Source organism: Methylocella silvestris (genome assembly GCF_002891535.1).
Lineage (GTDB): Bacteria > Pseudomonadota > Alphaproteobacteria > Rhizobiales > Beijerinckiaceae > Methylocapsa > Methylocapsa silvestris_A.
Map to the genome: position 1 here is coordinate 407,930 of NZ_PDZR01000001.1, position 25,792 is coordinate 433,721.

Below are 25,792 nucleotides of genomic sequence, written 5' to 3' on the forward strand. Positions count from 1 at the left end.
CCGGTTCAGTATTTCGCTACTTCCGGGAATTTTTCGATCATCTCGACGCCCTGCTGCACATATTTCGTGCCTTCCTCGGCGAGCTTTTCGAGAGTAAGGAAGCCGAAGCGGTGCACGTCGCGCAGCTGCTTGTTGACGACGATGAGGCGTCCGGCCATGAGCACCTGGCGGCCGAAGCCTTCATGACTCATTTTCATCATCGGCGAGACCATGCAGCCGGTCGCACGCTCGATGGCGAGACCGACGGCGTTGAAGAAAAGCTCAACCCGCCACAGGATCTCCGGATCGGGATCGCCAATAATCGGAAGCTGCTTGCGCGCCTCCTTGTCGACGATGTAGGGCGCAATGAGATCAAGATCACTCTTGTTGTCCCAGCTTCCATGCGTGTCCTGCGCGCGCCACTGCTTGATCAACTCCTTGACGAACGGAGAGTCGATCGCGGGAACTTCCGCGACGTCTACGGTCTCAACCATCTTACACCTCTTCCTCGAACTCGATTTTGCGTTCCTGGCCCTTCATCATGACCTTGCGCAGCCATGGCGGGGGCACGCCGTTCAGCACGGCCCTAAGCTTTTCGAGGAGATCGTCGATTTCCTCCGGCTGATTGACCTTCATCGGATGAATATTCGCCGCGACCACACGCGCCGCGCCCGAGCCGCCGATGGCGGCGACGTAGAGGATCGCGCAATCCTTGATCGCATCGAGTTTCGGCCCGAGCTTGTCCTCATTGCCGTCTTCCTGCAGATCGCCCTGGAATTCAAAGGTCTCGACCAGGGCGGCGCTCTCAGGCGTCAATTCATAGACCATGATGTTCTTGGCCCAGCCGAAGTGGGCGTCGACCCGCTTCAGATCCTGGGTTGCAAATGCAACTTTCATAACGCCTCCATTCGTGCAGGTTCGCTTGACGTCTCTGGCCTCGTATGCGCGGCCGCGCCGTGATCTGTCCGCCAGCTGTCGGGATCCGGTTCATGCGCATTCACGATGAAGAGATTGCCGATTTCGAAAATCAGATTTCGCGACGCGCGATAGCCAATCGAGGTCTCGTGGCCGGCTCCGAGACGGTCGAACATCGGCACCCCAGCACGGAAGAAGGGAATGTGAAGCCGCTCGGCCGCCTGCCTTCCATGCGAATGGGTGATGAGCAGGTCGCAGTCCTTCGCGCGTTCCTCGAGATCCTCGAGGTCGCCGATCAGCACGGTCTCGACCGGCAGCTTTGCGAGCAGCGGCGATTCCGTCGTGGTCACAGCCGTCGCAATCACGGCGCCAAGATCGGTCAGCCAGCCGGCCATATTCCACAAGAGGTCCGGCTCGGCGCCGATCGCGATGCGCTTGCCGCCAAAGAAGAAATGTCCGTCGAGCATCGCGTCGACGAGTTGGCCGCGCTGCTTGCGATATTTCGCCGGAACCTCACGGCCGCTCGTCTTGGCGAGAAAGGAGATGAGATCGTCGTTCGGGGCGAGGCCGGTCAGCCGGTCAAACAGTACGAAGGGCGTCCCGGTCTTGCTCTCGAGCGTCTCCGCGGCGGCCCGCATCTGTTCGCCAATGACGAGCGTCACGCCCGCCTCGCCGAGCGTCGCGATTTCGGACAGCGATGTGCCGCCGAGGGTCGTCGGCGTGAAATCGTCGGGAATATGCCCGTCGAGCGAGCCCGAAAGATCGGGCAAAAACACCGGCGTCAGGCCGAAATCCTCGACGATGCCGCGCAGTTCGTCAATATCGCCCGGCGTCAGATGGCAGCCGACGAGGATATTGAGGCGGCTCATGTCGCGCGGCGCGCCCTTGGCTCGCTCTGGCGTCAGATCCTGAATGAGCTTGGCGACAGTCTTACCCCAGCCGTCCTGAAAGGCGTCCTTGAAATCGGGGGTCGAGACATAGACCATCTCGACTCCGGAGAGCTCGGGATGCCTGTCGCGGATGAGCCGGATAAAGCCCTCGACGTCGTCGCCCTTGGTTTCGGTGACGCCGGTGGAGCAGATGCCGATGATCGAGGGCTTGGCGCGCTTGACGATATTCAGCACCGCCTGTTCGACATTGTCGAGGCCGCCAAGGACGGTCGCGACTTCGCTCATCGCCGTTGTCTGCAGCGGAATGGCTTCACGAAAATGCCGGACCAGCAGGACGAGGCCGAAAGATGTGCAGCCCTGCGAGCCGTGCAGCATCGGCATACAGTTCTGCACGCCCATCATCGCCATGGCGCCGCCCATCGGCTGGCTCATCTTGAGCGGATTGACCGTGCAGGCCTTTTTGGGTTTCTGGACTGTCGCCATGGCGTTCGCCCTTATTCCGCTGCGAGCGCCGTCGGCGCGGCAAGTTCCGGCTCGGGCTCGGAAAACATTTCCGAAGGCTTTGTCTCCCACGGAGCCGCGCGGCGCGCCTGCTCCCACACGGGATTGTAGAGCGCCTTGTCAATCTCCTTGACGAGTTCGGCCATGCCGACATACCCCATATAGGCGTGGTGGCGCTCCTGGTTGATATCGAGCCAGGGCATTTTCGCCTTCAGCGAGATGAACTGCGAACGGCCGCCGGAAAGCATGATGTCGGCCCGCGCGTCCTTCAGCATCTTGTACATTTCGCGCGGCGTCATGTCGTCGATCATGTGAGCGTCCTGGCCCATCAGCTCCTTGATCTTTTCCTTGTCCTCTTTGGTCGACTTCTTGACGCTGGTGCCGACGATTTCGCATCCGGCTTCCTGCAGCGCAGCGACGACCGACCAGGATTTGACGCCCCCTGTGATGAGCAGCACGCGCTTGCCGGCGAGACGCGCGCGATAGGGTTCGATGCTCTTCCAGGCGAGCGCCTCCTCGCGGGCGATGACCGCCTCCGTGCGCTCCATGAGCTCGGCCGGGGCGCCTTTTTCGATCAGCAGCCGGGCGATCTCACGCAGCGAGTCGCTCGTGTCCTCGATGCCGTAGAAGGAGCCCTCGAAGAAGGGAATGTCGTAACGCTCCTCCATCTTGCGGGCGACGTTGATCATCGCCTTGGAGCAGACCATCATCGAGGCCTTGGCGCGATGCGACCAGGCGACTTCCTTGTATTTGGCGTCGCCCGAGATGCAGGAAAGAATGCGAATCCCGAGCTCGTCGAACAGCGGCTTCACCTGCCACAATTCGCCGGACAGATTATATTCGCCGATGATGTTGACGTCGTAGGGCGTCGTGTACTCGGGCTCCATCGTGCCGATCACATGATCGAGGATGGCCTCGCCAGCGAGCTTGTTGCCGAGATTTTTCGGGCCGACGAAACCCGGCGAAATGACGGGAATGACAGGCTTGTTGAATTTGGCGGCGGCAGCCTTGCAAACGGCGCCGATATCGTCGCCGATCATCGCGGGCACGCAGGTCTGATAGACGAACACGGCCGGCGGATCATATTTGTCGATAATTTCCTTGATCGCTTTGAACAGGCGCTTCTCGCCGCCGAAGATGACGTCGGTCTCGTTGATGTCGGTCGTAAAGCCCGTGCGATAAAGTTGAGATCCGGAAGATTTGGCGCCTCGGTTGTCCCATGAATTGCCCTCGCAGGCAATCGGGCCGTGAACGAGGTGGGCGACGTCGGTGATCGGCTGCAGAGCGATCTTGGCGCCGTCAAAGGCGCAGCCGCCGGCGGCGGCTCCCGGCTGCAATTGCTTGGTGCAGCCTTTCTTGCGCTCCTTGTCGGATTTACCCTGATTTTTGTCGCAGCCCGGCTCGTTGAAAACGTCCTGGATCTTATTTGCAAGACTGGTCATGCCTACCTCTTCGACTACGAGCCATGGCGTTCTTTGGGTGGCCCCCGGGTTGCGCCAGTCGATCAGACAAGTTGCATGCGTATTTTCGTTTGACCGCGGTCCGCCGCAACCGCGGTCAAGGCGCGGCGCGGCGATTCCGGACGGCGCCCCGAAAGGCGCCGGCGCTGTTAGCGGATGATGTCGAAGCTGTAGTCAGACTTCGCGACGACGTTGGTGTTGCGGTCGATCTCGTCGAAGATCTTGTCGAGGATCCACACAAGGACGTTCATCGCGCCCTGATAACCCCACACGGGATAGCGATGATAATGGTGGCGGTCGAAGATCGGGAAGCCGATGCGGATCAGCGGGGTGCCCGTATCGCGATCGAGATATTTGCCGTAGGTGTTGCCGATGAGGAAGTCGACCGGCTCGGTGAACAGCAGCGAGCGCATGTGCCACAGATCGCGGCCGCCGTAAGCGTGGCAGCCCTTGCCGAACGGCGAGGCGTCAAGAATTCCCTGCATCTTGGCTTCCCAGGCCTTGCCGCCATTGCTCGACAGAACATGGGTCGGCTCGGCGCCAAGCTCGAGAAGGAAAGAGGCGAGGCCGATGCAGAGATCGGGATCGCCGTAGATGGCGAATTTCTTGCCGTGGATATGGGCGCTCGAATCGGCGATGGCGTCGACAAGGCGTCCGCGCTCGCGGGTCAACTCGGCCGAGATCGGCTTGCCGGTGATGCGGGAGATCGCCATCAGGAACTCGTCGGTGCCCTTGACGCCGAGCGGATGGTTGAACGCCACGACTTCGTGACCCTTGGTTTCGATGAACTTCAGGGTCTTTTCGGTGCAATATTCCTGCATCGAAATCGTCGCTTTGGCGTGGACGGCGTCGGCGGCGTCCTCGAGCGTCGTGCCGCCGTCATACATGCGGAACTCGCCGTCGGTCGGCGTATCCCACACATCGCTGTTGTCGCCCATGATCGTGTACTCGACATTCATCGAGTTGAAGATCCGCTTGATCTCGCGCAGATTGCCGACCGTATAGCCGTCAAAACCGCCGAAGAAATTGATCTTCTCGTTCGGAACACGCTCGAGCTTCGGCGCGGTGCCGGCCTTGCCGTCCCAGAAATGCTCAACGACGCCCTTCATCACATTGTCGTAGCCGGTGATGTGGCTGCCGACGAACGCAGGAGTGTGAGCGAACGGGACGTCATATTCTTGCGGGACCGAGCCCTTTTCCTTGGCCGTCTTGATGAAGGCGTTGAGGTCGTCGCCGATGACTTCCGCCATGCAGGTCGTCGACACCGAGATCATCTTCGGCTTGTACATGTTGTAGGTGTTGGCGAGGCCGTCGATCATGTTGTTGAGGCCGCCGAACACCGCCGCGTCTTCCGTCATCGAGGAGGAGACGCAAGAGGTCGGCTCCTTGAAATGACGCGAGAAGTGGCTGCGATAATAGGCGACGCAGCCCTGCGAGCCATGCACGAACGGGATTGTCTCCTGGAAGCCGACGGCGGCGAACACGGCGCCAAGCGGCTGGCAGGCTTTCGCCGGATTGACGGTCAGCGCTTCGCGGGCGAAATTCTGCTCGCGATATTCTTCGGTCTTGGTCCATTCGCGAACGCGTTCGAGTTCTTCGTCAGCGACGGGATTTTCGAAGTTCTTTTTCTTGTTTTCGAACATTTCCTTATATTCCGGCTGCCGGAACAGGTTGAAATGGTCGAGAACATTGTCAGGATTCTGTGGCATAGTTAAACCCTTTTAGTTCCGAAGCCGGGAGGCGCACTCTCCCGAAGGAGAGTGCGTTATTAATGAAGCCGATCAGGCCGCCCAGGGGGTCTTGGCCAGCTTCCAGACCGGCGAGTTGATCGCCATGTCCATGTCGCGCGCGAAGATCGCGAAGCCATCGTAGCCGTGATAGGGGCCCGAGTAGTCCCACGAGTGCATCTGGCGGAAAGGCACGCCCATTTTCTGGAAGACGTATTTTTCCTTGATGCCGGAGCCGACGAGATCGGGCTGAATCTTTTCGACGAATTTCTCGAACTCGTAGCCGGTCACGTCGTCATAGATCAGCGTTCCGTCCTTCACATAGTGGGTGGTGCGCTGATAATCGTCGTTGTGGCCGAACTCGTAGCCGGTCCCGACGATCTCCATTCCGAGATCCTCGTAAGCGCCGATCACGTGGCGCGGACGCAGGCCGCCGACGAACAGCATAACGGTCTTGCCTTCGAGGCGCGGCCGGTATTTGGCGATGACGGCGTCGGTCAGCGCGCGATATTTGGCGATGACGCGCTCGGCGCCTTCCTTGATCTTGTCGTCGAAATGGCTGGCGATCTTGCGCAGCGATTCCTCGATCTTGGTCGGTCCGAAGAAGTTATACTCGACCCACGGTATACCGTATTTCTCTTCCATGTGGCGCGAGATGTAGTTCATCGAACGGTAGCAGTGGAGCACGTTCAGCTTCGCCTTCGGCGTCGCCTCGAGCTCGGCGATGGTGCCGTCGCCGGACCATTGCGCAATCACGCGAAGGCCCATTTCCTCGAGCAGGATGCGGGAGGACCAGGCGTCGCCGCCGATGTTGTAGTCGCCGATGATCGCGACGTCATAGTCGGTCTGCTCGAAGCGGGCGGGCTTGCCCTCCTGCTTGTCGAACACCCAGTCGCGAACGGCGTCGTTGGCGATATGGTGGCCAAGCGACTGCGACACGCCGCGGAAGCCTTCGCAGCGGACGGGAACGATCGTCTTGCCTTCATATTCCTTCGACTTGGCCTTGGAGACCGCCTCGATGTCGTCGCCGATGAGGCCGATCGGGCACTCGGACTGGACGGTGATGCCCTTGTTCAGGGGGAATAGGACTTGAATCTCGTCCATGATCTTGGCGAGCTTCTTGTCGCCGCCGAACACGATGTCCTTCTCCTGGAAATCGGAGGTGAACTGCATCGTGCCGAAGGTGTCGACGCCAGTGGTGCCGATGTAATAGTTGCGGCGCGAGGCCCAGGAATACTGACCGCAGCCGACGGGGCCGTGGCTGATGTGGATCATGTCCTTGATCGGACCCCACACGACGCCCTTCGAGCCGGCATAAGCGCAGCCGCGGATCGTCATGACGCCGGGGATCGACTTGATGTTCGACTTGACGCCGCAATCAGGCTTGCCCTCTTCGAACGTGCCGAGATGCTTGGCGCGTCGCTTGGCTGTTTTCTCCGGGTAGACTTCGAGCACCTCTTTGATGAGGGCTTTGTTCCGGGCTTTGATGTCTTCGATGGATTCAGCAGGCGCCAGGCTCATGGTCGCACCTTTCAAAATCGGTTGATCGGAGGAGGACGCCGGCTCCATGCGGAACCGGCGTCCGGCCGGTGATTACGCCGTCAGTTCAGACGCGGTCTTGCCGACCTGCGATTCGTCGACGGCCTTCATGATGCCGTGAGCCATCAGCAGGTCTTCGAGTTCGTCCATCGTGATCGGGGTCGGGATAACGCCATTGCCCTTGTTCGCGTGGATCTTCGTCGCCAGCGTGCGGTAATGCTCGGCCTGCGCGCAGTCGGGCGCGTATTCGATGACCGTCATGCGGCGCAGTTCGGCGTGCTGGACGATATTGTCGCGCGGGACGAAATAGATCAGCTTGGTGCCAAGCTTTTCAGCGAGCGCTTCCGCCAGCTCATATTCCTTGTCCGTCTGACGCTCGTTGCAGACGAGACCGCCGAGGCGCACGCCGCCGGAATTGGCGTATTTCAGAATGCCCTTGGAGATGTTGTTGGCGGCGTACATCGCCATCATCTCGCCGGACATGACGATGTAGATTTCCTGCGCCTTGTTCTCACGGATCGGCATCGCGAAGCCGCCGCAGACCACGTCGCCGAGAACGTCATAGGAAACATAGTCGACGCCTTCGTAAGCGCCGTTTTCCTCGAGGAAGTTGATCGAGGTGATGACGCCGCGGCCGGCGCAGCCAACTCCCGGCTCCGGGCCGCCCGACTCGACGCAACGGATGTCGCGGAAGCCGACTTTCATGACGTCTTCGAGCTCGAGGTCCTCGACGCTGCCAGCTTCAGCCGCGAGGCTCAGGATGGTGTCCTGCGCCTTGGAGTGGAGGATGAGGCGGGTCGAGTCGGCCTTGGGGTCGCAGCCGACGATGAGAATTTTCTGATCCATGGCGGCGAGAGCCGCGAGGGTGTTCTGGGAGGTCGTCGACTTGCCGATGCCTCCCTTGCCGTAGAATGCGATTTGCCGCAGATCTGACATTGCTTGCTCCTTGATCCCGTTAATTTGCCTCGGCGCCCCTAACGTCGGCTGACTAATTGGAATGTTGACTAAGCCGTGCGGCGCCGGGCGCAGGCGCCGAGGTTGCGCTTTCCCGAGAAGTGCCTTAACGGCGACAACCCGCCCCACGCAGGCCCTATTCCGCAAGCACCGTGCCAGAGCCGATGCTGGCATGTAAGCCAATGTTATTAAAGGAAAAAACAGTTCAACGGCCGGCCGTGGCGGCCGTGTCTCAAATCAGACATTGCTGTCGGCATTCGGCAGAATCGAACAGCGCTAAGCGGCACATTTGGAACGTTTTTTTTTGGCCCGCGCGGTAGGTCCGCCGCCGCCGGTGGCGCAAAGCGCACAACCGAGGCGCGGCGGTAGCCGGTACGTAAATTGCTATCCGCAAAGGAGCTCAACGCAAGGAGACAATATCATGCAGATCGGCGTAGAGACGTCGCGAGCTGTCGAGAACAAACGCATTTTCGTCGTCGACGACGACGAAATCATCCGCGCCGCCCTGCAGTTCATGCTCCATGACGAGAACGAGACGCATGAAGTCGGATCGGTGCAGCGGGCGTTCGAGAAATTGCCGGATGGGAAGCCGGATCTGCTCCTGCTTGCGTCGTCGATCGTGCGCAGCGAGGGCGTCGGCGTTTTGTCGGATATCAAGCAGAAGATCCCGGGCGCCAAGATCCTGGTGATCGTCGAGTCGGCCGGCGATGAATTCGGCAAGCAATGTCTTGCCGCCGGCGCGCATAGTCTGCTCGCGAAGCCGCTAAAGCTCGAGGCGGTGCGCGAAAGGGTCGACGTTCTGCTCGGACGACGCGCCGGTTTCGCCCTGCCGCTCAGCGTTCTGAAGACGTCCTGAGGCCATCGCAGCTCTGGTCACAGGGAATGGGAGGCGGTAAGCGCTAGCGCATCCGCCCGAAAAGACGACGGCTTTTTGACCAGGCGGATACGCCGAAACAATGGGTTAGGGCAAAAGCTGGTTCAGTTAGATCGGCTTTTGCTCTATCCGGTTCGAAACAACGATCCCCATCAAAGCATGCGTTCCCGGAAGGCGTCGCCTTCCGGGAACTGTTCGCGTCAAGCGATCGAGGCCATTTGCGGGCGGCTCGCGGCGCCGTCGGTCAGTTTTGCGACAAAAGCGTCGAGCGGCTGGTCGATCCATTCGATGTTCTGTTCGCGCATGAAGCGTTCTTCGTTGCGCGTGAGCGGTCCTGGCATCACGGCCCAGTGACGATCGGAGGAGCGCTTCATGATCTGCCGCGCGAAACTGCGCTCGATCTGGCTCGAGAAGCGGCAGCCGACAAAAAGGAAGCTTTTGCCGCGGCGGATGGACTGCACCGCCTCGGGGATGGGCGTCTGGATGTCGATTTCTGTCAGAACCTCGACATAATCGGAATCCGAGATGATGTAGTTCGCTGCGGGCGAGACTGAGCCGATCGGTTGATAGATCAGCGTCGTCCATTTCAGCGTTTCATCCGGCGCGTCGGCCGGCGCTTTTGCGCCCGAACCATCCTGGATGCGCGAGACGCCCGGGACCTGCGAGCCGTCGGCGCGGAAATAATGCACCCATTCGCCAAAATGCTCCGCCTGGCTAACGCCTTGCGCCATGCCCCAGTCGGCGCGCCCGGCGAAGGCCTTTTGCAGCAGATCATCATACCAGGCATTGACGATGATCGGCGCCTTTGCCCGGGTGGCAAGCCACGTATGCAGCGTCGTCGGAGGCGTCGCATTGGTGAACGCCTTCGTCATCGTCTGCGCGACTGTCTTGCGGTGCTTGAAATTTTCGATGAACTGCGCTGCCGCCGTCAGATTGTTACGAATCTTGTGCGGCACCGTCGCCGCCGCGGTCAATTGGGTCACCAGCGTTTCGGGCGAATGCGGAGGGGCGGCCTCGCCGGCGAGGGCGAGCACGCCCGGTCCGAGATAGGGAACAACCTCTCCGCGATTCATTGCCGCGAGAATTTGGTCAATCATATTGTCTTCTCCTGCGGAGGGTCGCTGGCGACGTCGGCCTATTGAAGGGCGGCGGCCTTCAGCGCTTCGATTTCTGCCGCGGGATAGCGGAAGACGCCGCGGCCGCCGGAAAGCGCTTCAAAGCTCTCGCCGGTCTTGTTGATGTTGGTCAGGCGGTTGAACCATTCCTGCGGCGCAAGGCCCGCCGGGCGATCCTGGATTTCGCTGACGCTGCCATCGGGATAGAAGCGGACGTGAAGGATGACTTTTTTCTCTTCGCTCATTGTCTCGGCCTTTCGTTGAATGCAATCGGGCGTTGTCGCATCTGCAACGCGCCCGACCAGATCAGGGGAACTGCGCTTTGTCCGCTTTCAGACGAAGCTCAACACCTCGACGGTGACCGGCTCTGTCCCGAACATCGCCTGGCAGGCGAGGCGCGACTTCGAGCCGACGCCGATGATGGTGTCGAGCATTTCGTTCTCGGCGCGGGTCATCTTCGAAATGGTCTTGCGGCCTTCCTGAACGAAGACGTGGCATTGGCCGCATTTCGCGTTGCCGCCGCATTTCGAGACGATCTTTTCGCCGGCGGCGAGAAGGGCGTCGAGCAGTGACGTGCCTTCGGCGGCCTCGATCGTCTTTCCGGAAGGCTGAATTGTTAAAAGCGGCATTGTCTTCTCCTGTTGGTGAGTGGCCCGGAGCGCGTCAATAGATCGCTGCGCCGGCGCCGTTGTTGATGGATGCATCTTTCATCGTGCCGACAATGAATGCGATCTGCTCTTCGGTGAGGTGAGCGTGGAACGGCAGCGCGACCGCCCGGTCCGCGACTTTCTCGGTGACGAAGAAATCGCCGCGGCGATAACCCATTTCGAAATAGCGGCGCTGCAGATGAAGCGGCTGAGAATAGGCGGCCGATTCGATCTTCTCGGTCTTCAGATCGTCGATAATCGAATCCCGGCTTGACCGCGAAAAGCGGGTGCCGAGGTGGACGACGAAAAGAAACCAGTGAATCTCATCCACTTCCGGCGCGATGTAGGGATCCTTGATTCCCTCGAACGACCGGAAATAGTCGCAATAATAGGCCTCAATGGTCTTGCGTCGCGCCAGCAGCACGTCGAGGCGGCGCAATTGCGCAAGGCCAACTGCCGAAGCGAGGTCGCTCAGGGACGCCTGCAGCGGCGCGACGGCGCCGATCACGACCGAGGTGCGCTCTTCGAGCTTGCGCGAGCGCAGCCGCCGGATCGCCAGGGCGCGATCGTCGTCGTCGGTGACGACCATGCCGCCTTCGCCGCAGATCAGCGCGCCGGGCTGAGAAAAATCAAAGACCGAACAATCGCCGAAGGAGCCGACCCGCGCGCCCTTGTAGACCGAGCCGATCGCCTCGGTGGAATCCTCGATCAAGGCGACGCCCGCGCCTGTCGCGAGTTCGCGCAGCGGCGCCCATGGCGCCGGGTGCCCGGCGGGATTGCCCGCGACAATCATGCGCGTGCGCTCTGTGAGACAGGCCGCGGCCTTGTCGGGCGCCAAGGCTCCGGTCCAGTAATCAACGTCGGCGAATACCGGCCGCGCGCCAGTCAGCGTGATGGCGTGGACGGTCTCGCGGAAGGAATGCGACGGGGCGACAATTTCATCGCCGGGCCCGACGCCGTAGGCTTGCAGCGTGAGATAAAGACCGACGATGCCGCTCGAGACGGCAATGGCGTGCTTGCGCCCGAGATATTGCGCAAACGCCTCCTCGAATTCCTCGGTGACCGGCCCGGACGACATCCTGGCCGAGACCAGCACGTCGCGCGCGGCCGCGGCTTCGATCTCCGACATGTCGGGGTCGGACAGGGTCAGCCAGGTCGTATCCATCACCTCGCTCCTTTCGACGCGAGCACCAGTCCGGTCGCGCAGCTCGGATCGGTCGTCAGCTTGACGCAATGATCGCGACCGTCGAGCAGATAGAGATTGCAGCGCTCGAACGATCGGTAAGGCGTCTCATCTGCGACATCCGAGGCGTCGCAGCGGCTGAGCGGGAGGCCGGGAAAGCGGCGCCGCAATTCGGCCAGCGCCGCCGGATCAAGCTCCGCCGTCGCCAGAAAAGCGCTGATCGCGCCAAGGCTTTGTTCGTCAAGCGTCATCTTAATCGCCGCTCAATCGCCGCGCTTCCACCGTGATGGGAAGCGTCGTTTCGGGACCCATTTCCGGCAGAGCCAACAGCCAGCCATTCTGCAGCGTGATCGTGCCGCCCCACATGTCCGGCTTTTCCATCTCGACGATGGGCTCTTCGAGGTCCTTCTTCGGCACATAGGCGGAGAGGATGCCTTCCGAGCTCCTGCGGATCATGATTTTCACGGGGCGCCTTTATGGGTTGTGTTCGTAAAAAGGGCGGCCGACGGCGACGCCGCCGGTCCGCCAGGCAACTAGAGCGGCGTGATCTCGTCTTCAAGACAGCCGACCACCCGATGCTCGCCGAATTCGACGAGATAGACGGGCGTTTCAGTTTCGACATGCGAGCCGACCTGGACGATTTCCCCGGCGTCGCCGGCGCGGACCAGCAGGGCGTTCTCGGGCTGCTCGGGATAGGAGCCGTCGTTGAACAGATCCGCTGTGGCGCGGACCCGCTGTCCCCACTCGAATTTTCCCGGCGAAGAAGCGCTCATGATGAAGTTCCGTTGGCGGTTGTGGCGATGGTTTCGACGGGATCGAGCTCCTTGCGCTTCATCCCGACGCGGTAGCCTGTAGCGACGAATTCGACGCCGTAGATGTAGAATTGCTGCAGAAAAGTGCCGATGCTGACGACATAGCCTTCGTCGCCCTTCTTGCAGAGCACCTCGCCGATCTCCTTGCCCATGAAGGTGCCGTCGTTGCGGACGGTTTTTTTCGCCCGCACTTTCTGACCGTAATTGTAAAGCGGCGGCTGATTGAGCTCGACGACTTCGCTGTCACGACTGATGTTTGTCATCTCAAATCCTCAGCGGTTGGGCGCTCGAGCGCCTCGGGCGAGGCGCTGCTCGGCGCCGCAGGAACGGAAAAGTCGACGCGCTCGGCGGGCGTATCGCCGTCACGACGGCCGGCCGAAATCCGGTCTTGCGCGGCGGCGCGCACCAGCGGATCTTCATCCTCGGCGAGCCCGCGCACGATCTCGATGTCCGCGCGCAGCACGATTTCGTAGCGGACCCGCCAGTCAGGATCACCCGCCAGTTTTGTGAGACTTGCGGGTTCGAGCCGGCGCGCCGTCTCAAGCCGGACGCCGGCTTCGGGGTCGGCGGCAAGGCGCGAAAGATGCTCGACGCCGATGCGCACGGCGACGACGCGCCGAACCTCGACATCGGCGTCGCCGATCATCAGGACGAGCAGATCAGCCGGAATTTTTCGCGCAACCGTCTGGCGCACGTAATAGTCCGGGTCGGCGATCATTGTCATCAGATCGGCGCCTTCGAGGCGTTGTGCGACGCGGATGCGCACCTCGCGGTGCGGATCGTTGCGCAGCCGCAAAAGATAGCGGTTCGGCAGGCGGCGCGCGGCGCTCCAGCGGACGGCTTCCTCGGGATCGTCGAGCAAACGCGGCAGATGGAACACATCGGCCGCTTTGGCGCCGCAGGCGCGAACCTCGAAATAAGGGTGCTCAAGATAGCCGTTGGCGAGGGTGGGGTTCCAGTCGAAAAAGCGATCGATGCGCCGCGCATAGCGGTCGTGCACGCAGGCCTTCAGCGGCTGGCAGCGGGAATTCAACAATTCGACATGGGCGCAATCTGCGCAAATGACCGCCTCGCCGCGCCAGTCGACGGCTTCGTCGATGTCAGTCTTCATCTTCCGCTCCCATCCTGTCGGCGATGTCGAGCAGCAGCCCTGCGTTGATCTTGTCGGACGGATCCAGCGCGAGGAGCTTGGTTACGGCGGCGCGTCCCTCTTCGATCGCGCCGGTCCGCATGTGCAAATAGGCGTAGCCCTTCAGCGTGAAGGTAAAGAAACGCGGCAATACCGCGGAATAGGAGCCGAAATCGGCGTCGCCCGGCTGGACGGCGCGCCAGTCGCCGGCAAGGCCAAGCTCGCTCAGCGCCTTGTCGAGACAGGCCCGGGCGACGCTGATCGCGTCGGCGAGGCGTCCCTTGTAGAAATAGAAACGGTAGAGTCCGATCAGCACCGCGGGATGATGCGGCGCCGCTTCGAGCGCTTCGAGCAACAGCGTCTCGGCGACGTCGTCGAGATGATAAGACGCCGCCGCTTCGCGGAGGCGGCGCTCCGCGACGGCCGGGAGCCCCTCGCCGAGAATCGACGCCGCGATGGCGTCGATCTCGAGCGCGGCGGGCGCCTTTGCGTCTATGTCGTCGCTCGCGAACATTCTGGCCCTATTTCACCGACGTGAGGGTTGCTTCTTCCAAAGCCGCTGGCGCGCTGCTGCTGCAGCCGCAAGACGCCTTTTTCGGATCGATGAAGTCAAAGCCCGTCTTCGCTGGCGTATCGACGAAATTGATCGTCACGCCATCGAGCAGGAGCCGGGCTTCGGCGCCAAGGAACAGGCTGACGCCGTCCTGGGTGAAGACCTGCTCATTGCCGACTGGCGCCGGCTGCACGCTGAATTCAGCGCTGAGACCGGAGCAACCGCCCGGCGTCACTTGCAGCCGGAGGCCGCTGCCTGGCCCCCCGTCGAACATGACGAGGCGGCGCACGAATTTATGAGCGGCGGGGGTCAGGGTGATGTTCATGCCGCGTTCCCTTGGTAGCGCGGCAGCGCGTTGTCGATCACGCAGGTATTGTCCACCGGGCAGACCGCGACGCATTGCGGAATATCAAAATAGCCAATGCACTCGGTGCATTTCTTCGGGTTGATGACGAAGGTGCCGCCTTTCTCGGTGATCGCGACATTGGGGCATTCGGCTTCGCACGCCGAACATGACGTGCATTGGGAGGCGACGATTTTGTAGGTCATGGCTCACTCCTTTCCTGACGAATTTTATGACTGAGCGTTTTCGGGTGTGAAAACGCTCAGTCGCTTTTGATGGGACGCATCGTCCTGGCGCGGAAGTCGGCGACGTCCGCGGAAGATGCACGTCCCGGTCAGACCGGGACGAAAGCGCCTTGGCGGATGTCGGCGTCGCCGCGGACAACATGTGCGACTTCGCCGCTATTCACCTTGGCGAGATAGTCCTTGAAGTAGGCGATCGCCGATTGCTCGATGAATTCGAAGGCGTATTGATCGACCGGATCGATGCCGGCCGCGCGCAGCGAATCTTTCGGGCAGCCGCCGATCTTGGCGACGAACACAGCCGCGCAATCATTGATGGCGCGAATGACCGTCTCGAGCGCGTCTTCCTCGCCGTAGCCGCCCTGGCAATAAAGATCGACGCGGCGGTGGCCGACGAATTTCGCGCCCTTGGTGCTGAGTTCGTAGATCTGGAATTCCTTGGCGTGGCCAAAGTGCTCGTTGACGCGCCCGCTGCCCTTGGTCGCGACGGCGATCAGGATCTCGATGTCGCTTGACGCGCCGGCCAGGGTTTCGAGCTCGGCATTCTTGGCTTCGACCTTGGCGATGCGCTCTTCCTCGACCTTGTTCTGGTAGGCCTTGCGCGATTCAAGATCGTAGTTGACTTCCATTTCCATGATCTTGTCGGTGGTGAACTCGGCGCTGCGATCTTCGCCAAGCAGTCCGACGGCGTCGGCGCGGCACTGGCGGCAATGCCGCATCATGTTCATTTCGCCTTCGCAGCTGTCCTGCAGCGCCTTCAGCTCCTGCGCCGAGGGACCGCGCTGGCCGGTAAGGCCGAACACCGTGCCATGCTCCGGAGCGGAGATCAGCGGCATGATGTTGTGCAGGAAAGCGCCGCGCGATTTGACCGCACGGTTGACTTCGACGAGATGCTTGTCGTTCACGCCGGGGATCATCACCGAGTTGACCTTGCAGAGGATGCCGCGCTCCGTCAGCATTTCGAGGCCCTGCAATTGGCGGTCGGTCAGGATCTTGGCCGCCTCATAGCCGGTGATGCGCTTGTGTTTCCAGAAAATCCACGGATAGATCTTCGCGCCGATTTCCGGATCGACCATGTTGATCGTGATGGTCACATGGTCGACGTTGAATTTGGCGATGGTGTCGACGTGATCAGGCAGTGCGAGGCCGTTGGTCGACAGGCAGAGCTTGATGTCGGGCGCAGTCCGGGAAATCAGTTCGAAGGTTTTGAACGTCTTTTCCGGATTGGCGAGCGGATCGCCGGGGCCTGCGACGCCGAGCACGGTCATCTGCGGGATGGTCGAGGCGACGGCGAGCACCTTTTTGGCGGCCTGTTCCGGCGTCAGCTTCTCGCTGACGACGCCGGGGCGCGATTCATTGGCGCAATCATATTTGCGGTTGCAATAGTTGCATTGAATGTTGCAGGCCGGCGCGACGGCGACGTGCATGCGCGCGTAGTGATGGTGAGCTTCTTCGCTGTAGCAGGGGTGGTTCTTGACTTTTTCCCAGATTTCGGGAGCAAGGTCATTGGCTCCGGCTCCCGTGCCGCAGCTTGATTTGCCGCTGCTGCCGGTCGTTTCACATCCCTTGTGTTCGGCGATCTTCTGCATGAGATCGTCGAGGGCGTCGGGTTCGCCGGCGTCATGTTCAATGTTTTGATAGGCTTCTTCCATATCAGTTCCTCGCGGGTAGGCTCTGCGCCAGAACTCTCGGATCGCGGCTCGACTTTGCTGTTTGACTGGTCGAGCAAAGCACCGTGCAAGGACAGTTCGGCAACAACCGTGCCATCGCGGTTGAACGTGGCAAGCAACTGATATTTAGAGAGATTTTAGATTAGATGTGGCGATGTCGCGATGCTGACACTGTCGGAAAGCGAATGCCGCCATGTCAGTTAATCGACACTTCGGAAAACGGGGCCGCAGATTCCGAAAGATTGCCGCGGCCTTGCCAGCGGCGCGATAAACCCACAGAAACTATCGCGAGACAATGATCTCAATCAATCGCGGCGCGCCCGGTCGAGATGAACAAGGACGGGGGCTCCAAGCAGGCGAACGCGGCGAACTCTGGAAGCTTTGAGCACGACGCGGAAGGTCGCAGCGTTTTCGGGCCGACATCCTGCTCCCATCAACTGAAAGCGGTCGCCCATGTGTTTGTGGATCGGCCGAATTGGCGATCAAAGCGATCTAGCGGGCGTCCTGGGCGATGACGGCCGATCGCTTTAGAGTCGGAGTCGCATTTTTCTGAAGGGCGCGCATGACCGCTTTGGCGGTGAGGCGGCCGGCGGGGTCCATTCCGGTCCACGCCGCCTGTCGCGTGCGCGGATCGACTTCGGCGAGAACATCGCCTTCGACCACTTCGGTTCCGTCCCGCACGATGCCGATGAGAATGCCGTCCGCCGCTGCGGCCAGAGGCTCGCCGCCGACATGGCCGACGACGAAACCGCGAAAGGCGCGCGAGCCGAGATCGACGGCTGTCCGCCAGGAGCCGCGCCGATGCGCGAAGACGAAGTTTTTAGGATCTGCGGCGGTGGTCTCCGCTGCGCCGCCGGCAATCTTTACGGCGGCGGTCTGCGCCAGCGGCACTGCAACGTCGCAGTTGAGTTTGGCGTCGAACCCCGGCCCGACGCCGATCGTCAATCTGGCGAGATTGCGCAGGTCCGGCCGCAACGCAAGGGGCTGCAGCCGCGCGTCGATGACGAGGTCGAGCTGGCGCAGCACGAGAAGATCGAGGAGGCCGAGCGTCGTTACGGCGACGCAATCTGGCCGCGCGACCGCCGCGAGCACTTCGAGGCCGGTTTCGGCGCGCGCGCCGGAAATCGCGGCGATCATCGCCCGGTCGCCGAACAAGGCGTCATGGAACGACATGCCGCGGCGGTAGACTGGCGGGTTGGAATCGCGGGAGAGAGCGGCGCTCCATCCGCTTCTGTGAAGATGGACGGCGATGGCCGAAGCGACCTCGTTCACTCCCAGAATGACGGCGAAGGGTCTGCTCGAACGACCCGGGGGAAAATGTGAATAATCGACCATGCCAAGCCCTCCAGCGACCGGATAGCAAGCGGCGGGCCAGTAGCGCAAAGCTATGATTTTCCTCTTGAGCGAGCCGCAAACGGGTGGTTACAGCTATATTAAACGAGGAATAGCTTACAGAAGTGTCGGGGTTGTCCGTTTCGCAACATTATAGCGGCGGAAACTGACAATTGTTTCGCAACGGGCTTTTTGGCGATTGTTCGATTTGACCCGGCGGCTTTGTATGATTTCGAACAATCGGCATGGGGCTTGCTTGAATTGTCGCTTAACGGTCCTCAAGAATGTGGCTCTCAATGATTCATGGACAGACGTCTACGGCGCCGCAGCCGATCAGTCGCGCAGCCGATCCGGGGGAAACGACCCTCGTCGGCATTTATGAAATTTCGAAGCTTCTCGCGTCGGTGAACAGGCTCGAAGTGTCCCTGGCCGGCGTATTGACGTTGCTCTCCAGTTTTCTCGAGATGCGGCATGGGCTGATCGCCCTCCTCGACAAGAACGGCAAGCCGGAAATCGTCGTCGGCTCCGGATGGTCGGAACAGAATGCGAAGCTTTATTTCGACCGCCTGCCGGAACGGGCGATTGGCCAGATCGTCACCACCAAAATGCCGCTGGTCGTCGAAAATGTTTACGCTTCGCCCCTGTTCGAAGGGTCGGATCTCACAGGCTGGGGGCGGGCGGATGGCGAGCCCTTCGCCCTCATCGGCGTTCCGATCAAGGATGGCGATGAAGTTATAGGCGCCTTGACCGTAGATCGTAACAATACCAATCGCGCCAGCGTCAGATTTGATCATGATGTGCGCTTTTTGACCATGATCGCCAATCTTGTTGGCCAGACTCTCCGTCTGCAAAAGCTCGTCGCGCGCGACCGCGAGCGGCTGATGCAGGAAAATGCGCGGCTCGAAAAAAGCGCGCGTCCCCGCTCGCCCGAGACGCGATTCAGCGGCATCGAGGGCATCGTCGGCGATAGCCCGGCCGTGCGCGCCGTGGTCAAGAAGATCCGGATCGTCGCAAAGAGCCGTTCGACCGTGCTGTTGCGCGGCGAATCCGGCACCGGCAAGGAGCTTTTTGCGGCGGCGATCCATAATCTGTCGCCTCGCCACGGCAAGCCTTTCATCAAGCTCAACTGCGCGGCTCTGCCGGAGAGCGTGCTTGAGTCGGAACTGTTCGGCCACGAACGGGGCGCGTTCACGGGCGCCCTCGCGACGCGCAAGGGCCGGTTCGAACTTGCTGACGGCGGCACATTGTTCCTCGACGAGATCGGCGATATTTCGCCAGCGTTCCAGGTCAAATTGCTACGCGTGCTGCAAGAGGGGGAATTCGAGCGGGTCGGCGGCTCGCGCCCGCTGAAGGTCGATGTGCGGCTGGTTTGCGCCACCAACAAAAACCTCGAGGACGCCGTCAAGCGCGGCGAATTCCGCGCCGACCTGTATTATCGCATTACGGTTGTGCCGATCTTTCTGCCGCCGCTGCGCGAGCGCGAAGGCGACATTCTGCCGCTCGCCAATGAATTTCTGCGCCGCTTCAACAGCGAGCAGAAAACCGAACTGGTGCTGACGGCGTCCGCGATCGCCGTTCTCGCGGAATGCAAGTTCCCCGGCAATATTCGCGAACTTGAAAATTGCGTGCGCCGCACGGCGACGATGGCCCCGGGCGACGAAATCGAGCAAAACGATTTCGCCTGCCACAATGATGGCTGCCTGTCAGCGATCTTGTGGAAAGGGTCCGACGCGCCGCAAGTCAGTCACAGGCATATCGAGGCCCCTGTCGGCCTTACGCGTCTGCCGCCGGTCGAGACGGCGCGCGATGTCGCCGCGTCCGAGACCGCCGCCGCATCGCTTCCCCAGCTGGCGGAGGGCGCCTTGCCTCCGGCGGGCGAGGGCGCGTTCCGGTCGGACCGCGAACGCATCGTCGACGCCATGGAGCGCGCCGGTTGGGTCAAGGCCAAAGCCGCCCGAGTCCTCGGCATTACGCCAAGACAGATCGGCTATGCGCTGCGAAAGCACAATATACGCGTCAAGAAATTCTAAAGGTCGCGCGAGGAGCAAGATGTGCGGGCGCGTGTCGCGGCCCGTGCATCTGGTTGAGCGGAGCGTGGCAAGGATCTGGCGACAAGAAAAAAGGCGCAGCCACAGATTTGCGGCGGCGCCTTTCCAAATCGTTCAGTCGTTCAAGATCGCGACTTGCGACCCCTTGCGGATCAAACCGGACGATGCTCGTAACGGTTCTTGACCGGCCCCATCCGCTCCAGCCCCTGCGCGAAACTGATGGCGTCGTAGGAATCGTCGAAAGCAAGGGCCGCCTCCGCCACAGCGTCGGTCTTGCCGCCGATCGTCAGTTTCTTGAGATCGGTTTTGTCGAGCCTCAGCAGCTCCAGCACTTCATTATAGACAGTCGATTCGTCGAGCGGCAGCACGAAGAAGGGAATGCCGTCGATCTCGACATGATATTTGGCGAGCAGATCGATGTTGTTGCAGAAGGCGAAATATTTTCCGGTCGGGCTGAGCTTGCCTTTGAGAACGTCGGCGAAGGTTTGCAGATGTTCGAACGACAGGAAATTGGCGGTCAGAAAGGGAATCGTCTCGGCGCCGGCGTCGGCGACCGCGATGACCTGTTCGCAGGCAAGTTCCGGCGGGCGCTTCTCGTCGGCGAAGGACTGCTGGAATTTCAGCGCGATCCCGCCGCGATAGCCAAAGCGACCGGGCTTTTCCGTGGCGCCCTTGAAGACCGCGTTAATCAGTCGGCCTTCGGCTTCGAGAGAGGCGAAGGGCGTTTCAGTGATGCTTGTCATGTGCGTTTTCCGGATCGTTGCGAAGCCAGTCGGCCAGTTTAAGGAAAGCGCTCTTCAGCCGTTCGCGGAGCGGCTGCTCCGTGACGACCTCATCGAGCGCCGCGTTCATGCAGGCGAGCCAGGCGTCGCGCTCGCCGGGACCGATGGAGAAACGGACGTGCCGCATGCGCAGACGCGGGTGTCCCCGCTTCTGCGAATAAAGAGCCGGTCCCCCAAGCCACTCGCCGAGATAAAGTTTCAGGATCGCTTTCGTCGATCCGAGATCTTCTGCATGCATGGCGCGAATGGTTTGCGCCTCGGGGCGCTCATCCATGTTGCGGTAGAAGGATTCGACCAGGCGATCGACGGCGGCGGCGCCTCCGATGAGATCGAAGTCCCGGATCGCGGTTTGCAGCTCTTGGTCAACCATGGCGATAGTGAATTCCCAAGCCCCGCCGATCATCGGCGCGGGTAATGAAGCGGCGGTGGAAACGACCTGTGGCCGCTTCGTTCTTTCAAGCTTGTTATCGATTTATGGCGCTCGCCCGGCGGTCTTGTTTTGCGTCGGAGCGATCGGGGGCCGTGAGGCTGACGAACAGTCCGGCTCAGCGGCGCGGATCGATCTTGCGAACCCTGATGATAAGGTCGGCGCTGATGATCTCCATGCCTTCGGGCGGCTGCGGCAGGCCAAGCACGCCAACGGCTTCCGGAGGAATGTCGAGGAGATCCTCTTCGTTCTCGAGCAGGAAATGATAATGCGGCCCCGTATTGGTGTCGTACCAGGTTCGCGAGCCCTGGACGGCGATCTCGCGCAGCAGGCCGGCTTCGGTGAACTGGTTCAGCGCATTATAAACGGTGGCGAGCGAAATCGGCGGCCGCGCCTGCTTCGACCTGGCGTGCAATGTCTCGGCGGTCACGTGGCAGTCGCCATTCGCGAATAAAAGCGCGACCAGCGTCAGGCGCTGGCGGGTCGGCCGCAGTCCGGCCGCCCGCAGCTTGGCGCGCATGGCTGCCTGGAAATCGCGTCCCTTGGGAGCGAATTCCGATCCTCCATATGGCTGGGACGTGGCTTGCGATGTCATTTCGGCCTATCTCAGGGTTTCACGCGAAGGGGGCCGCGCGCTCTTGGTCTCCCGTCACATTTCGATCAAAAATCGCATCGACGGGAGGCATTCCCGATAGAACAGCACGGGTCGTGCCAATCCCGCATTGATCGTCCGCAAGAGCGGGTCTCCCTCTGGGAGATTGGCGCGTCGCGCGGCGGCGAGGCGGCGGCGTCGTTTTCTCGACATGCGGCAGTGTCGGGAAACGGACACAAACCCGAACCCGCCATCGCCGCGGCCCGCGGAGCCCGCGCCGCTATTTTTTCGCCAGCAGGTCGCGAATTTGTTCCAGCAGAACTTCCTGCTTTGGCGGTTCGGTCGACGCCGGAGCTCGCTTCGGCGTCAGCTTGTTCACCGCCTTGACGATAAGGAAGAGGACGAAAGCGACGATCAGGAAATTGATCAGAAGCGTAATGAAATTCCCATAGGCGATGGTTGCGCCGGCCTGGCGGGCCCGCGCCAAGGTTGGCTGCGGCGCGCCGGACAATTGCCAATAGAGATTGGAAAAATCGACGCCGCCGGTGACGCGGCCGACGATCGGCATGATGATGTCATTGACAACCGACTGCACCAGCCCGCTGAAGGCGGCGCCGATGATGAAGCCAATGGCCAGGTCGATCAGATTGCCCCTGAGGGCGAATTCCTTGAATTCCTTGAACATGCCGCCTCACTTACTGAATAGGATCGCTTGATCGCGCGCCCGCGCGGCGCGTCGCTTCAACACGGCGGGCGACGCAGGGTTCAGTCGGCGGGACCGGCTCGCGTCAGTGCTGGCCGCTAAACACGGATGCATCGCGTCGCAAGGGCTGCTAAAGAGCCCGCGCTGTTGGATTCGTTCACCCAAATTCTCAGGGTGGTCGAACCCCGGCGCTCAGCGGGCGCGGGAGGACGGGCGCCGGCGAGCGAACGCGTGGCCTTGGCCTCTAGCCCGAAGCGAACTCAAAATGGGACGGGCCAGGCGCGCGCTTATCCTGATCCCGCTCCAGGGGAACGCCGCATGATTTCCGACATGCAGAATGTCGAGCACCTGTCGCGCGTCATCTCGCAGGCGACCGCTCCCGCCTTTCTTCTGGGGGCCGTCGCCGCCTTCGCTTCCATCCTCAGCGTCCGCATGGACAAGATCACGGATCGCAGCCGCGCTCTCAACGCCATATCGGACGACGACCCGGCTCGCGCCCGTCTCAAGGCCGACATTCCGCGGCTGGTGCGACGCGCGGTCTTGATCAGGCGCGCGATCTTCCTTGCCGTCTGCAGCGCCATCGCCAGTTCGGGCCTGCTTCTCTTCGCCTTCGCCAGCGCATTTTTTCAAATCGCGCACGAGCCGGGTCTCGCGCTTCTGTTTTCTGTGGCGCTGCTTTTGTTGATCGGATCCTTGGTCTCCTTCGCCATGGAGCTGAGAATATCACTCAACGCTCTTGACCATCACGCATGAGCTCGCAGGCGGCCTCGCCGTGACGATCGGAAAAGGTCTATAGCTGTGTCTCTCCGAAAGTCGCCGCTTGCAAGGCGAGGCCGGAGTTCAGGAAACGCGGCGGTCCATCCGGACGGCCGTTCTCAAGGGGACTGTCAATGAAAACATTCATTCTCGCGGCGTCGACCGCTTTGGTCATGATGGGCGCCATGGCGGTGTCGGTGGAAGAGGCCGGCGCCGTCGTCTGCGCGCGCGGCGTCTATCGCGCAGGCTGCGCCGGGCCCAATGGAGCGGTCGTCGCGCGCCGCGGCGTCTATGCGCGGCCGGTCTATGGCGCGCGCAGGGTCTACGCGCCGCGCGGCGTCTACCGCCGCTATTGATTGGCGGGTCGCCGTAGTGCGGCTAACTTGACCTTTGCCGCCGGCGTCACAGCGCCGCCGGCGCGTCTGCGCCCTCGGCCGTCGCCGTGGGGCCATTAACTGCCGACGGGACATCGCAAAGCTGCCCTTTATAGAAGGCTTCTATCAACCGATGAAACAAGCCCATTGATCTTTGACGTTCGGCGGGCCACGTTTTCCAGACAACAAGCAAAAGCAGGCGTCATGGGTGGAACAATGTCTGGGGCGTCCAATTGGAACGCAGAGCGGGCCGCACAAATCATCAATGAACATCTTGGCCTTGAGGGGCCGATGCTGCCGATTCTTCACGCGTTGCAGGACGAATTCGGCTATGTCAGCGCCGACGCCGTTCCGATGATCGCCAAAGCGCTCAATCTGAGCCGGGCCGAAGTTCATGGCGTCACAAGTTTTTATCATGATTTCCGCCATGAACCCGCCGGGCGGCATGTGCTGAAGCTCTGTCGCGGCGAATCCTGCCAGAGCATGGGCAGCGAGGAGCTTGCGCGTAAATTCCTCGCCGGCCGCGGCCTCGAATGGGGCGGGACGACGGCGGACGGGGATTTGACGGTCGAAGCCATCTATTGCCTTGGTCTTTGCGCCTGCTCGCCCGCGGCCATGCTGGATGATGAACTGATTGGCCGGCTCGACGCGGAGACGCTGGCCGAGGCGGTTGACACGGTGAGCATATGACCCGGCTTTTCATCCCGAAAGACGCCGCCGCGCTGGCGCTGGGGGCCGAAAAGGTCGCCGCGAAAGTCCTCGCCGAGGCGCAGGCGCGCGGAGTTGACGTCGAGATCGTCCGCACCGGCTCGCGCGGCATGCTGTTCCTTGAACCGCTGATCGAGGTCGAAACCGCCGAAGGGCGTGTCGGCTATGGGCCGGTCAAGGCGTCCGATGTCTCCTCTCTGTTCGACGCGGGCCTGCTCAACGGCGGCGCGCATGCGCTCGGCATCGGCCGGGTCGAGGATCATCCCTATCTCAAGCGCCAGACGCGGCTGACCTTCGCTCGCTGCGGCATTGTCGATCCGGTCTCGCTGGCCGATTACGCCGCGCTCGACGGCTGGAAGGGCCTTGCCCGCGCCATCGAGATCGGCCCGGCGGCGACGATCGCCGAAGTGACCGCATCTGGTTTGCGCGGACGCGGCGGGGCAGGGTTCCCGACCGGAATCAAATGGAAGACGGTCTCCGAGGCGCCCGCAGACCGGCGCTATATCGTCTGCAACGCGGATGAGGGCGACAGCGGCACCTTCGCCGACCGCATGATCATAGAGGGCGATCCCTTCGCCCTCATCGAGGGCATGGCCATCGCCGGCGTCGCCGTCGGCGCGACCAGGGGCTATGTCTATTGCCGGTCCGAATATCCGCACGCGATCAAAACCTTCAACGAGGCGATCGCGGTCGCCCGCGCGGCCGGCTATCTCGGGCCGAATATCCTTGGCTCGGGCCTTGCCTTCGATCTCGAGATGCGGACCGGCGCCGGCGCTTATGTTTGTGGCGAGGAAACGGCGCTGCTCGACAGCCTCGAGGGCAAGCGCGGCATTGTCCGCGCCAAGCCGCCGCTGCCGGCGCATAAGGGCCTGTTCGGACGCCCGACAGTCATCAATAACGTGCTCTCCCTCGTCGCCGTGCCGCATATTCTCGCCAAGGGCGGCGAATTTTACGCGAGCTTCGGCATGGGACGTTCGCGCGGGACGATGCCGATCCAGATCGCCGGCAATGTCCGCTTCGGCGGCCTGTTCGAGACGGCCTTCGGCCTGAGCCTTGGCGAGATCGTCGAGGATATCGGCGGCGGAACGCGCTCAGGCCGCCCGATCCGGGCGGTGCAGTGCGGCGGCCCGCTCGGCGCCTATCTGCCCGTCTCGCAATTCGACACGCCGTTCGACTATGAGGCTTTTTCCAAGAAGGACGCGCTCATCGGCCATGGCGGGGTCGTCGTCTTCGACGACACGGTCGATATGGCGCAGATGGCGCGCTTCGCGATGGAGTTCTGCGCGATCGAGAGCTGCGGCAAGTGCACGCCCTGCCGTATCGGCTCGACGCGCGGCGTCGAAACGGTCGACCGCATCCGCGCCGGAGTCAAAGTCGAGGAGAACATCGCGCTGCTGGAAGACCTCTGCAACACGATGAAATTCGGTTCGCTCTGCGCTCTCGGCGGCTTTGCTCCCTATCCGGTGACGAGCGCTCTGCGTCATTTCCCGGAAGATTTTGCCCCGCGCCACGCAATCGCGGCTGAGTGAAGGAAGAT

At 61.6% G+C, this 25,792-nt stretch carries 31 protein-coding genes; 6 read left to right on the plus strand and 25 right to left on the minus strand.

The features are described 5' to 3' along the window. Positions 1–5 precede the first annotated feature (5 nt). The 7 genes from CR492_RS01855 to nifH all read right to left on the minus strand — a co-directional run bounded on the left by CR492_RS01855 (position 6) and on the right by nifH (position 7,947). Entirely contained in the window at positions 6–473 is a 468-nt protein-coding gene (locus tag CR492_RS01855; protein WP_102841989.1) for a NifX-associated nitrogen fixation protein, read from the minus strand. A gap of 1 nt (position 474) precedes the next feature. Beyond that, a complete protein-coding gene (gene nifX, locus CR492_RS01860) occupies positions 475–876 on the minus strand; it encodes a nitrogen fixation protein NifX (protein WP_102841990.1) in 402 nt (133 codons plus the stop codon). Then, positions 873–2,267 (minus strand): nitrogenase iron-molybdenum cofactor biosynthesis protein NifN, encoded by a 1,395-nt coding sequence (gene nifN, locus CR492_RS01865; protein ID WP_102841991.1) that lies wholly within the window; start codon positions 2,265–2,267, stop codon positions 873–875. Before nifN ends, nifX begins: the two co-directional genes overlap by 4 nt. 11 nt (positions 2,268–2,278) lie before the next feature. Continuing rightward, the gene (gene nifE / locus CR492_RS01870) at positions 2,279–3,727 is read right to left on the minus strand and encodes a nitrogenase iron-molybdenum cofactor biosynthesis protein NifE (protein WP_102841992.1); all 1,449 of its coding nucleotides are present in this window, start codon (positions 3,725–3,727) and stop codon (positions 2,279–2,281) included. Between the two features lie 167 nt (positions 3,728–3,894). Beyond that, on the minus strand, positions 3,895–5,454 hold the full coding sequence (gene nifK, locus CR492_RS01875; RefSeq protein ID WP_102841993.1) for a nitrogenase molybdenum-iron protein subunit beta: 1,560 nt from the start codon (positions 5,452–5,454) through the stop codon (positions 3,895–3,897). Between the two features lie 72 nt (positions 5,455–5,526). Continuing rightward, positions 5,527–6,993, minus strand: coding sequence for a nitrogenase molybdenum-iron protein alpha chain (nifD, locus tag CR492_RS01880; RefSeq protein ID WP_102842336.1), 1,467 nt, complete (start codon positions 6,991–6,993; stop codon positions 5,527–5,529). 72 nt (positions 6,994–7,065) lie between these two features. Next, positions 7,066–7,947: a nitrogenase iron protein gene (gene nifH, locus CR492_RS01885; protein ID WP_102841994.1), complete on the minus strand. Its 882-nt coding sequence runs from the start codon at positions 7,945–7,947 to the stop codon at positions 7,066–7,068. Positions 7,948–8,386: 439 nt separating this feature from the next. On the opposite strand from nifH, the gene CR492_RS01890 reads away from it, so the two are divergent. Then, positions 8,387–8,821 (plus strand): response regulator, encoded by a 435-nt coding sequence (locus CR492_RS01890; protein WP_102841995.1) that lies wholly within the window; start codon positions 8,387–8,389, stop codon positions 8,819–8,821. A 218-nt stretch (positions 8,822–9,039) separates the two neighbouring features. On the opposite strand, the gene CR492_RS01895 is transcribed toward CR492_RS01890, so the two are convergent. From CR492_RS01895 to CR492_RS01960, 14 genes are all read right to left on the minus strand, one after another. Beyond that, complete coding sequence (locus tag CR492_RS01895) at positions 9,040–9,936, minus strand: SIR2 family NAD-dependent protein deacylase (protein ID WP_102841996.1); 897 nt, start codon at positions 9,934–9,936, stop codon at positions 9,040–9,042. 38 nt (positions 9,937–9,974) lie between these two features. Then, positions 9,975–10,199, minus strand: a complete 225-nt coding sequence (locus tag CR492_RS01900; RefSeq protein WP_102841997.1) for a hypothetical protein — start codon at positions 10,197–10,199, stop codon at positions 9,975–9,977. 87 nt (positions 10,200–10,286) lie between these two features. Continuing rightward, positions 10,287–10,583, minus strand: a complete 297-nt coding sequence (locus tag CR492_RS01905; RefSeq protein WP_102841998.1) for a 2Fe-2S iron-sulfur cluster-binding protein — start codon at positions 10,581–10,583, stop codon at positions 10,287–10,289. Positions 10,584–10,617: 34 nt separating this feature from the next. Next, positions 10,618–11,766: a DegT/DnrJ/EryC1/StrS family aminotransferase gene (locus tag CR492_RS01910; RefSeq protein ID WP_102841999.1), complete on the minus strand. Its 1,149-nt coding sequence runs from the start codon at positions 11,764–11,766 to the stop codon at positions 10,618–10,620. Continuing rightward, entirely contained in the window at positions 11,766–12,035 is a 270-nt protein-coding gene (locus tag CR492_RS01915; RefSeq protein ID WP_102842000.1) for a DUF6129 family protein, read from the minus strand. The genes CR492_RS01910 and CR492_RS01915 overlap by 1 nt, the downstream gene beginning before the upstream one ends. A 1-nt stretch (position 12,036) precedes the next feature. Next, positions 12,037–12,249, minus strand: a complete 213-nt coding sequence (nifT, locus tag CR492_RS01920) for a putative nitrogen fixation protein NifT (RefSeq protein WP_041368185.1) — start codon at positions 12,247–12,249, stop codon at positions 12,037–12,039. Positions 12,250–12,317: 68 nt separating this feature from the next. After that, entirely contained in the window at positions 12,318–12,557 is a 240-nt protein-coding gene (locus tag CR492_RS01925; protein ID WP_012592593.1) for a nitrogen fixation protein NifZ, read from the minus strand. Further along, positions 12,554–12,859, minus strand: a complete 306-nt coding sequence (locus tag CR492_RS01930; protein WP_102842001.1) for a nitrogen fixation protein NifZ — start codon at positions 12,857–12,859, stop codon at positions 12,554–12,556. The genes CR492_RS01925 and CR492_RS01930 overlap by 4 nt, the downstream gene beginning before the upstream one ends. Continuing rightward, positions 12,856–13,707: a 4Fe4S-binding leucine-rich repeat protein gene (locus CR492_RS01935; protein WP_102842002.1), complete on the minus strand. Its 852-nt coding sequence runs from the start codon at positions 13,705–13,707 to the stop codon at positions 12,856–12,858. The genes CR492_RS01930 and CR492_RS01935 overlap by 4 nt, the downstream gene beginning before the upstream one ends. Further along, positions 13,697–14,239 carry a hypothetical protein gene (locus CR492_RS01940; RefSeq protein ID WP_102842003.1) on the minus strand — a complete coding sequence of 181 codons (543 nt, stop codon included), beginning with the start codon at positions 14,237–14,239 and terminating at the stop codon, positions 13,697–13,699. Before CR492_RS01940 ends, CR492_RS01935 begins: the two co-directional genes overlap by 11 nt. A 7-nt stretch (positions 14,240–14,246) precedes the next feature. Beyond that, on the minus strand, positions 14,247–14,603 hold the full coding sequence (locus CR492_RS01945) for a HesB/IscA family protein (RefSeq protein ID WP_102842004.1): 357 nt from the start codon (positions 14,601–14,603) through the stop codon (positions 14,247–14,249). Next, positions 14,600–14,827, minus strand: a complete 228-nt coding sequence (locus CR492_RS01950; protein WP_102842005.1) for a 4Fe-4S dicluster domain-containing protein — start codon at positions 14,825–14,827, stop codon at positions 14,600–14,602. The genes CR492_RS01945 and CR492_RS01950 overlap by 4 nt, the downstream gene beginning before the upstream one ends. A gap of 128 nt (positions 14,828–14,955) precedes the next feature. After that, the gene (gene nifB, locus CR492_RS01955; protein WP_102842006.1) at positions 14,956–16,515 is read right to left on the minus strand and encodes a nitrogenase cofactor biosynthesis protein NifB; all 1,560 of its coding nucleotides are present in this window, start codon (positions 16,513–16,515) and stop codon (positions 14,956–14,958) included. 510 nt (positions 16,516–17,025) lie between these two features. Beyond that, entirely contained in the window at positions 17,026–17,868 is an 843-nt protein-coding gene (locus CR492_RS01960; protein ID WP_102842007.1) for a xanthine dehydrogenase, read from the minus strand. A gap of 293 nt (positions 17,869–18,161) precedes the next feature. Between CR492_RS01960 and nifA the strand changes: the two genes are divergently transcribed. Next, positions 18,162–19,895 (plus strand): nif-specific transcriptional activator NifA, encoded by a 1,734-nt coding sequence (gene nifA / locus CR492_RS01965; protein ID WP_102842337.1) that lies wholly within the window; start codon positions 18,162–18,164, stop codon positions 19,893–19,895. Positions 19,896–20,065: 170 nt separating this feature from the next. Here the strand turns inward: nifA and CR492_RS01970 are convergent, their stop codons facing one another. The 4 genes from CR492_RS01970 to mscL form a co-directional block, all read right to left on the minus strand. Beyond that, the gene (locus CR492_RS01970) at positions 20,066–20,656 is read right to left on the minus strand and encodes a hypothetical protein (protein ID WP_102842008.1); all 591 of its coding nucleotides are present in this window, start codon (positions 20,654–20,656) and stop codon (positions 20,066–20,068) included. Beyond that, complete coding sequence (locus tag CR492_RS01975) at positions 20,640–21,065, minus strand: group II truncated hemoglobin (protein WP_102842338.1); 426 nt, start codon at positions 21,063–21,065, stop codon at positions 20,640–20,642. Before CR492_RS01975 ends, CR492_RS01970 begins: the two co-directional genes overlap by 17 nt. A 175-nt stretch (positions 21,066–21,240) precedes the next feature. Further along, a complete protein-coding gene (gene irr, locus CR492_RS01980; protein ID WP_210200228.1) occupies positions 21,241–21,642 on the minus strand; it encodes a Fur family transcriptional regulator Irr in 402 nt (133 codons plus the stop codon). Between the two features lie 352 nt (positions 21,643–21,994). Further along, positions 21,995–22,399, minus strand: a complete 405-nt coding sequence (mscL, locus tag CR492_RS01985) for a large conductance mechanosensitive channel protein MscL (protein WP_102842010.1) — start codon at positions 22,397–22,399, stop codon at positions 21,995–21,997. 336 nt (positions 22,400–22,735) lie between these two features. Between mscL and CR492_RS01990 the strand changes: the two genes are divergently transcribed. The 4 genes from CR492_RS01990 (at position 22,736) to CR492_RS02005 (ending at position 25,784) form a co-directional block, all read left to right on the plus strand. Beyond that, positions 22,736–23,170: a DUF2721 domain-containing protein gene (locus CR492_RS01990; protein ID WP_102842011.1), complete on the plus strand. Its 435-nt coding sequence runs from the start codon at positions 22,736–22,738 to the stop codon at positions 23,168–23,170. Between the two features lie 137 nt (positions 23,171–23,307). Continuing rightward, positions 23,308–23,529 carry a hypothetical protein gene (locus CR492_RS01995; RefSeq protein WP_102842012.1) on the plus strand — a complete coding sequence of 74 codons (222 nt, stop codon included), beginning with the start codon at positions 23,308–23,310 and terminating at the stop codon, positions 23,527–23,529. 234 nt (positions 23,530–23,763) lie between these two features. Further along, complete coding sequence (locus tag CR492_RS02000) at positions 23,764–24,237, plus strand: formate dehydrogenase subunit gamma (RefSeq protein ID WP_245411926.1); 474 nt, start codon at positions 23,764–23,766, stop codon at positions 24,235–24,237. Continuing rightward, the gene (locus tag CR492_RS02005) at positions 24,234–25,784 is read left to right on the plus strand and encodes a formate dehydrogenase beta subunit (RefSeq protein WP_102842014.1); all 1,551 of its coding nucleotides are present in this window, start codon (positions 24,234–24,236) and stop codon (positions 25,782–25,784) included. The genes CR492_RS02000 and CR492_RS02005 overlap by 4 nt, the downstream gene beginning before the upstream one ends. The last annotated feature ends 8 nt before the right edge of the window (positions 25,785–25,792 follow it).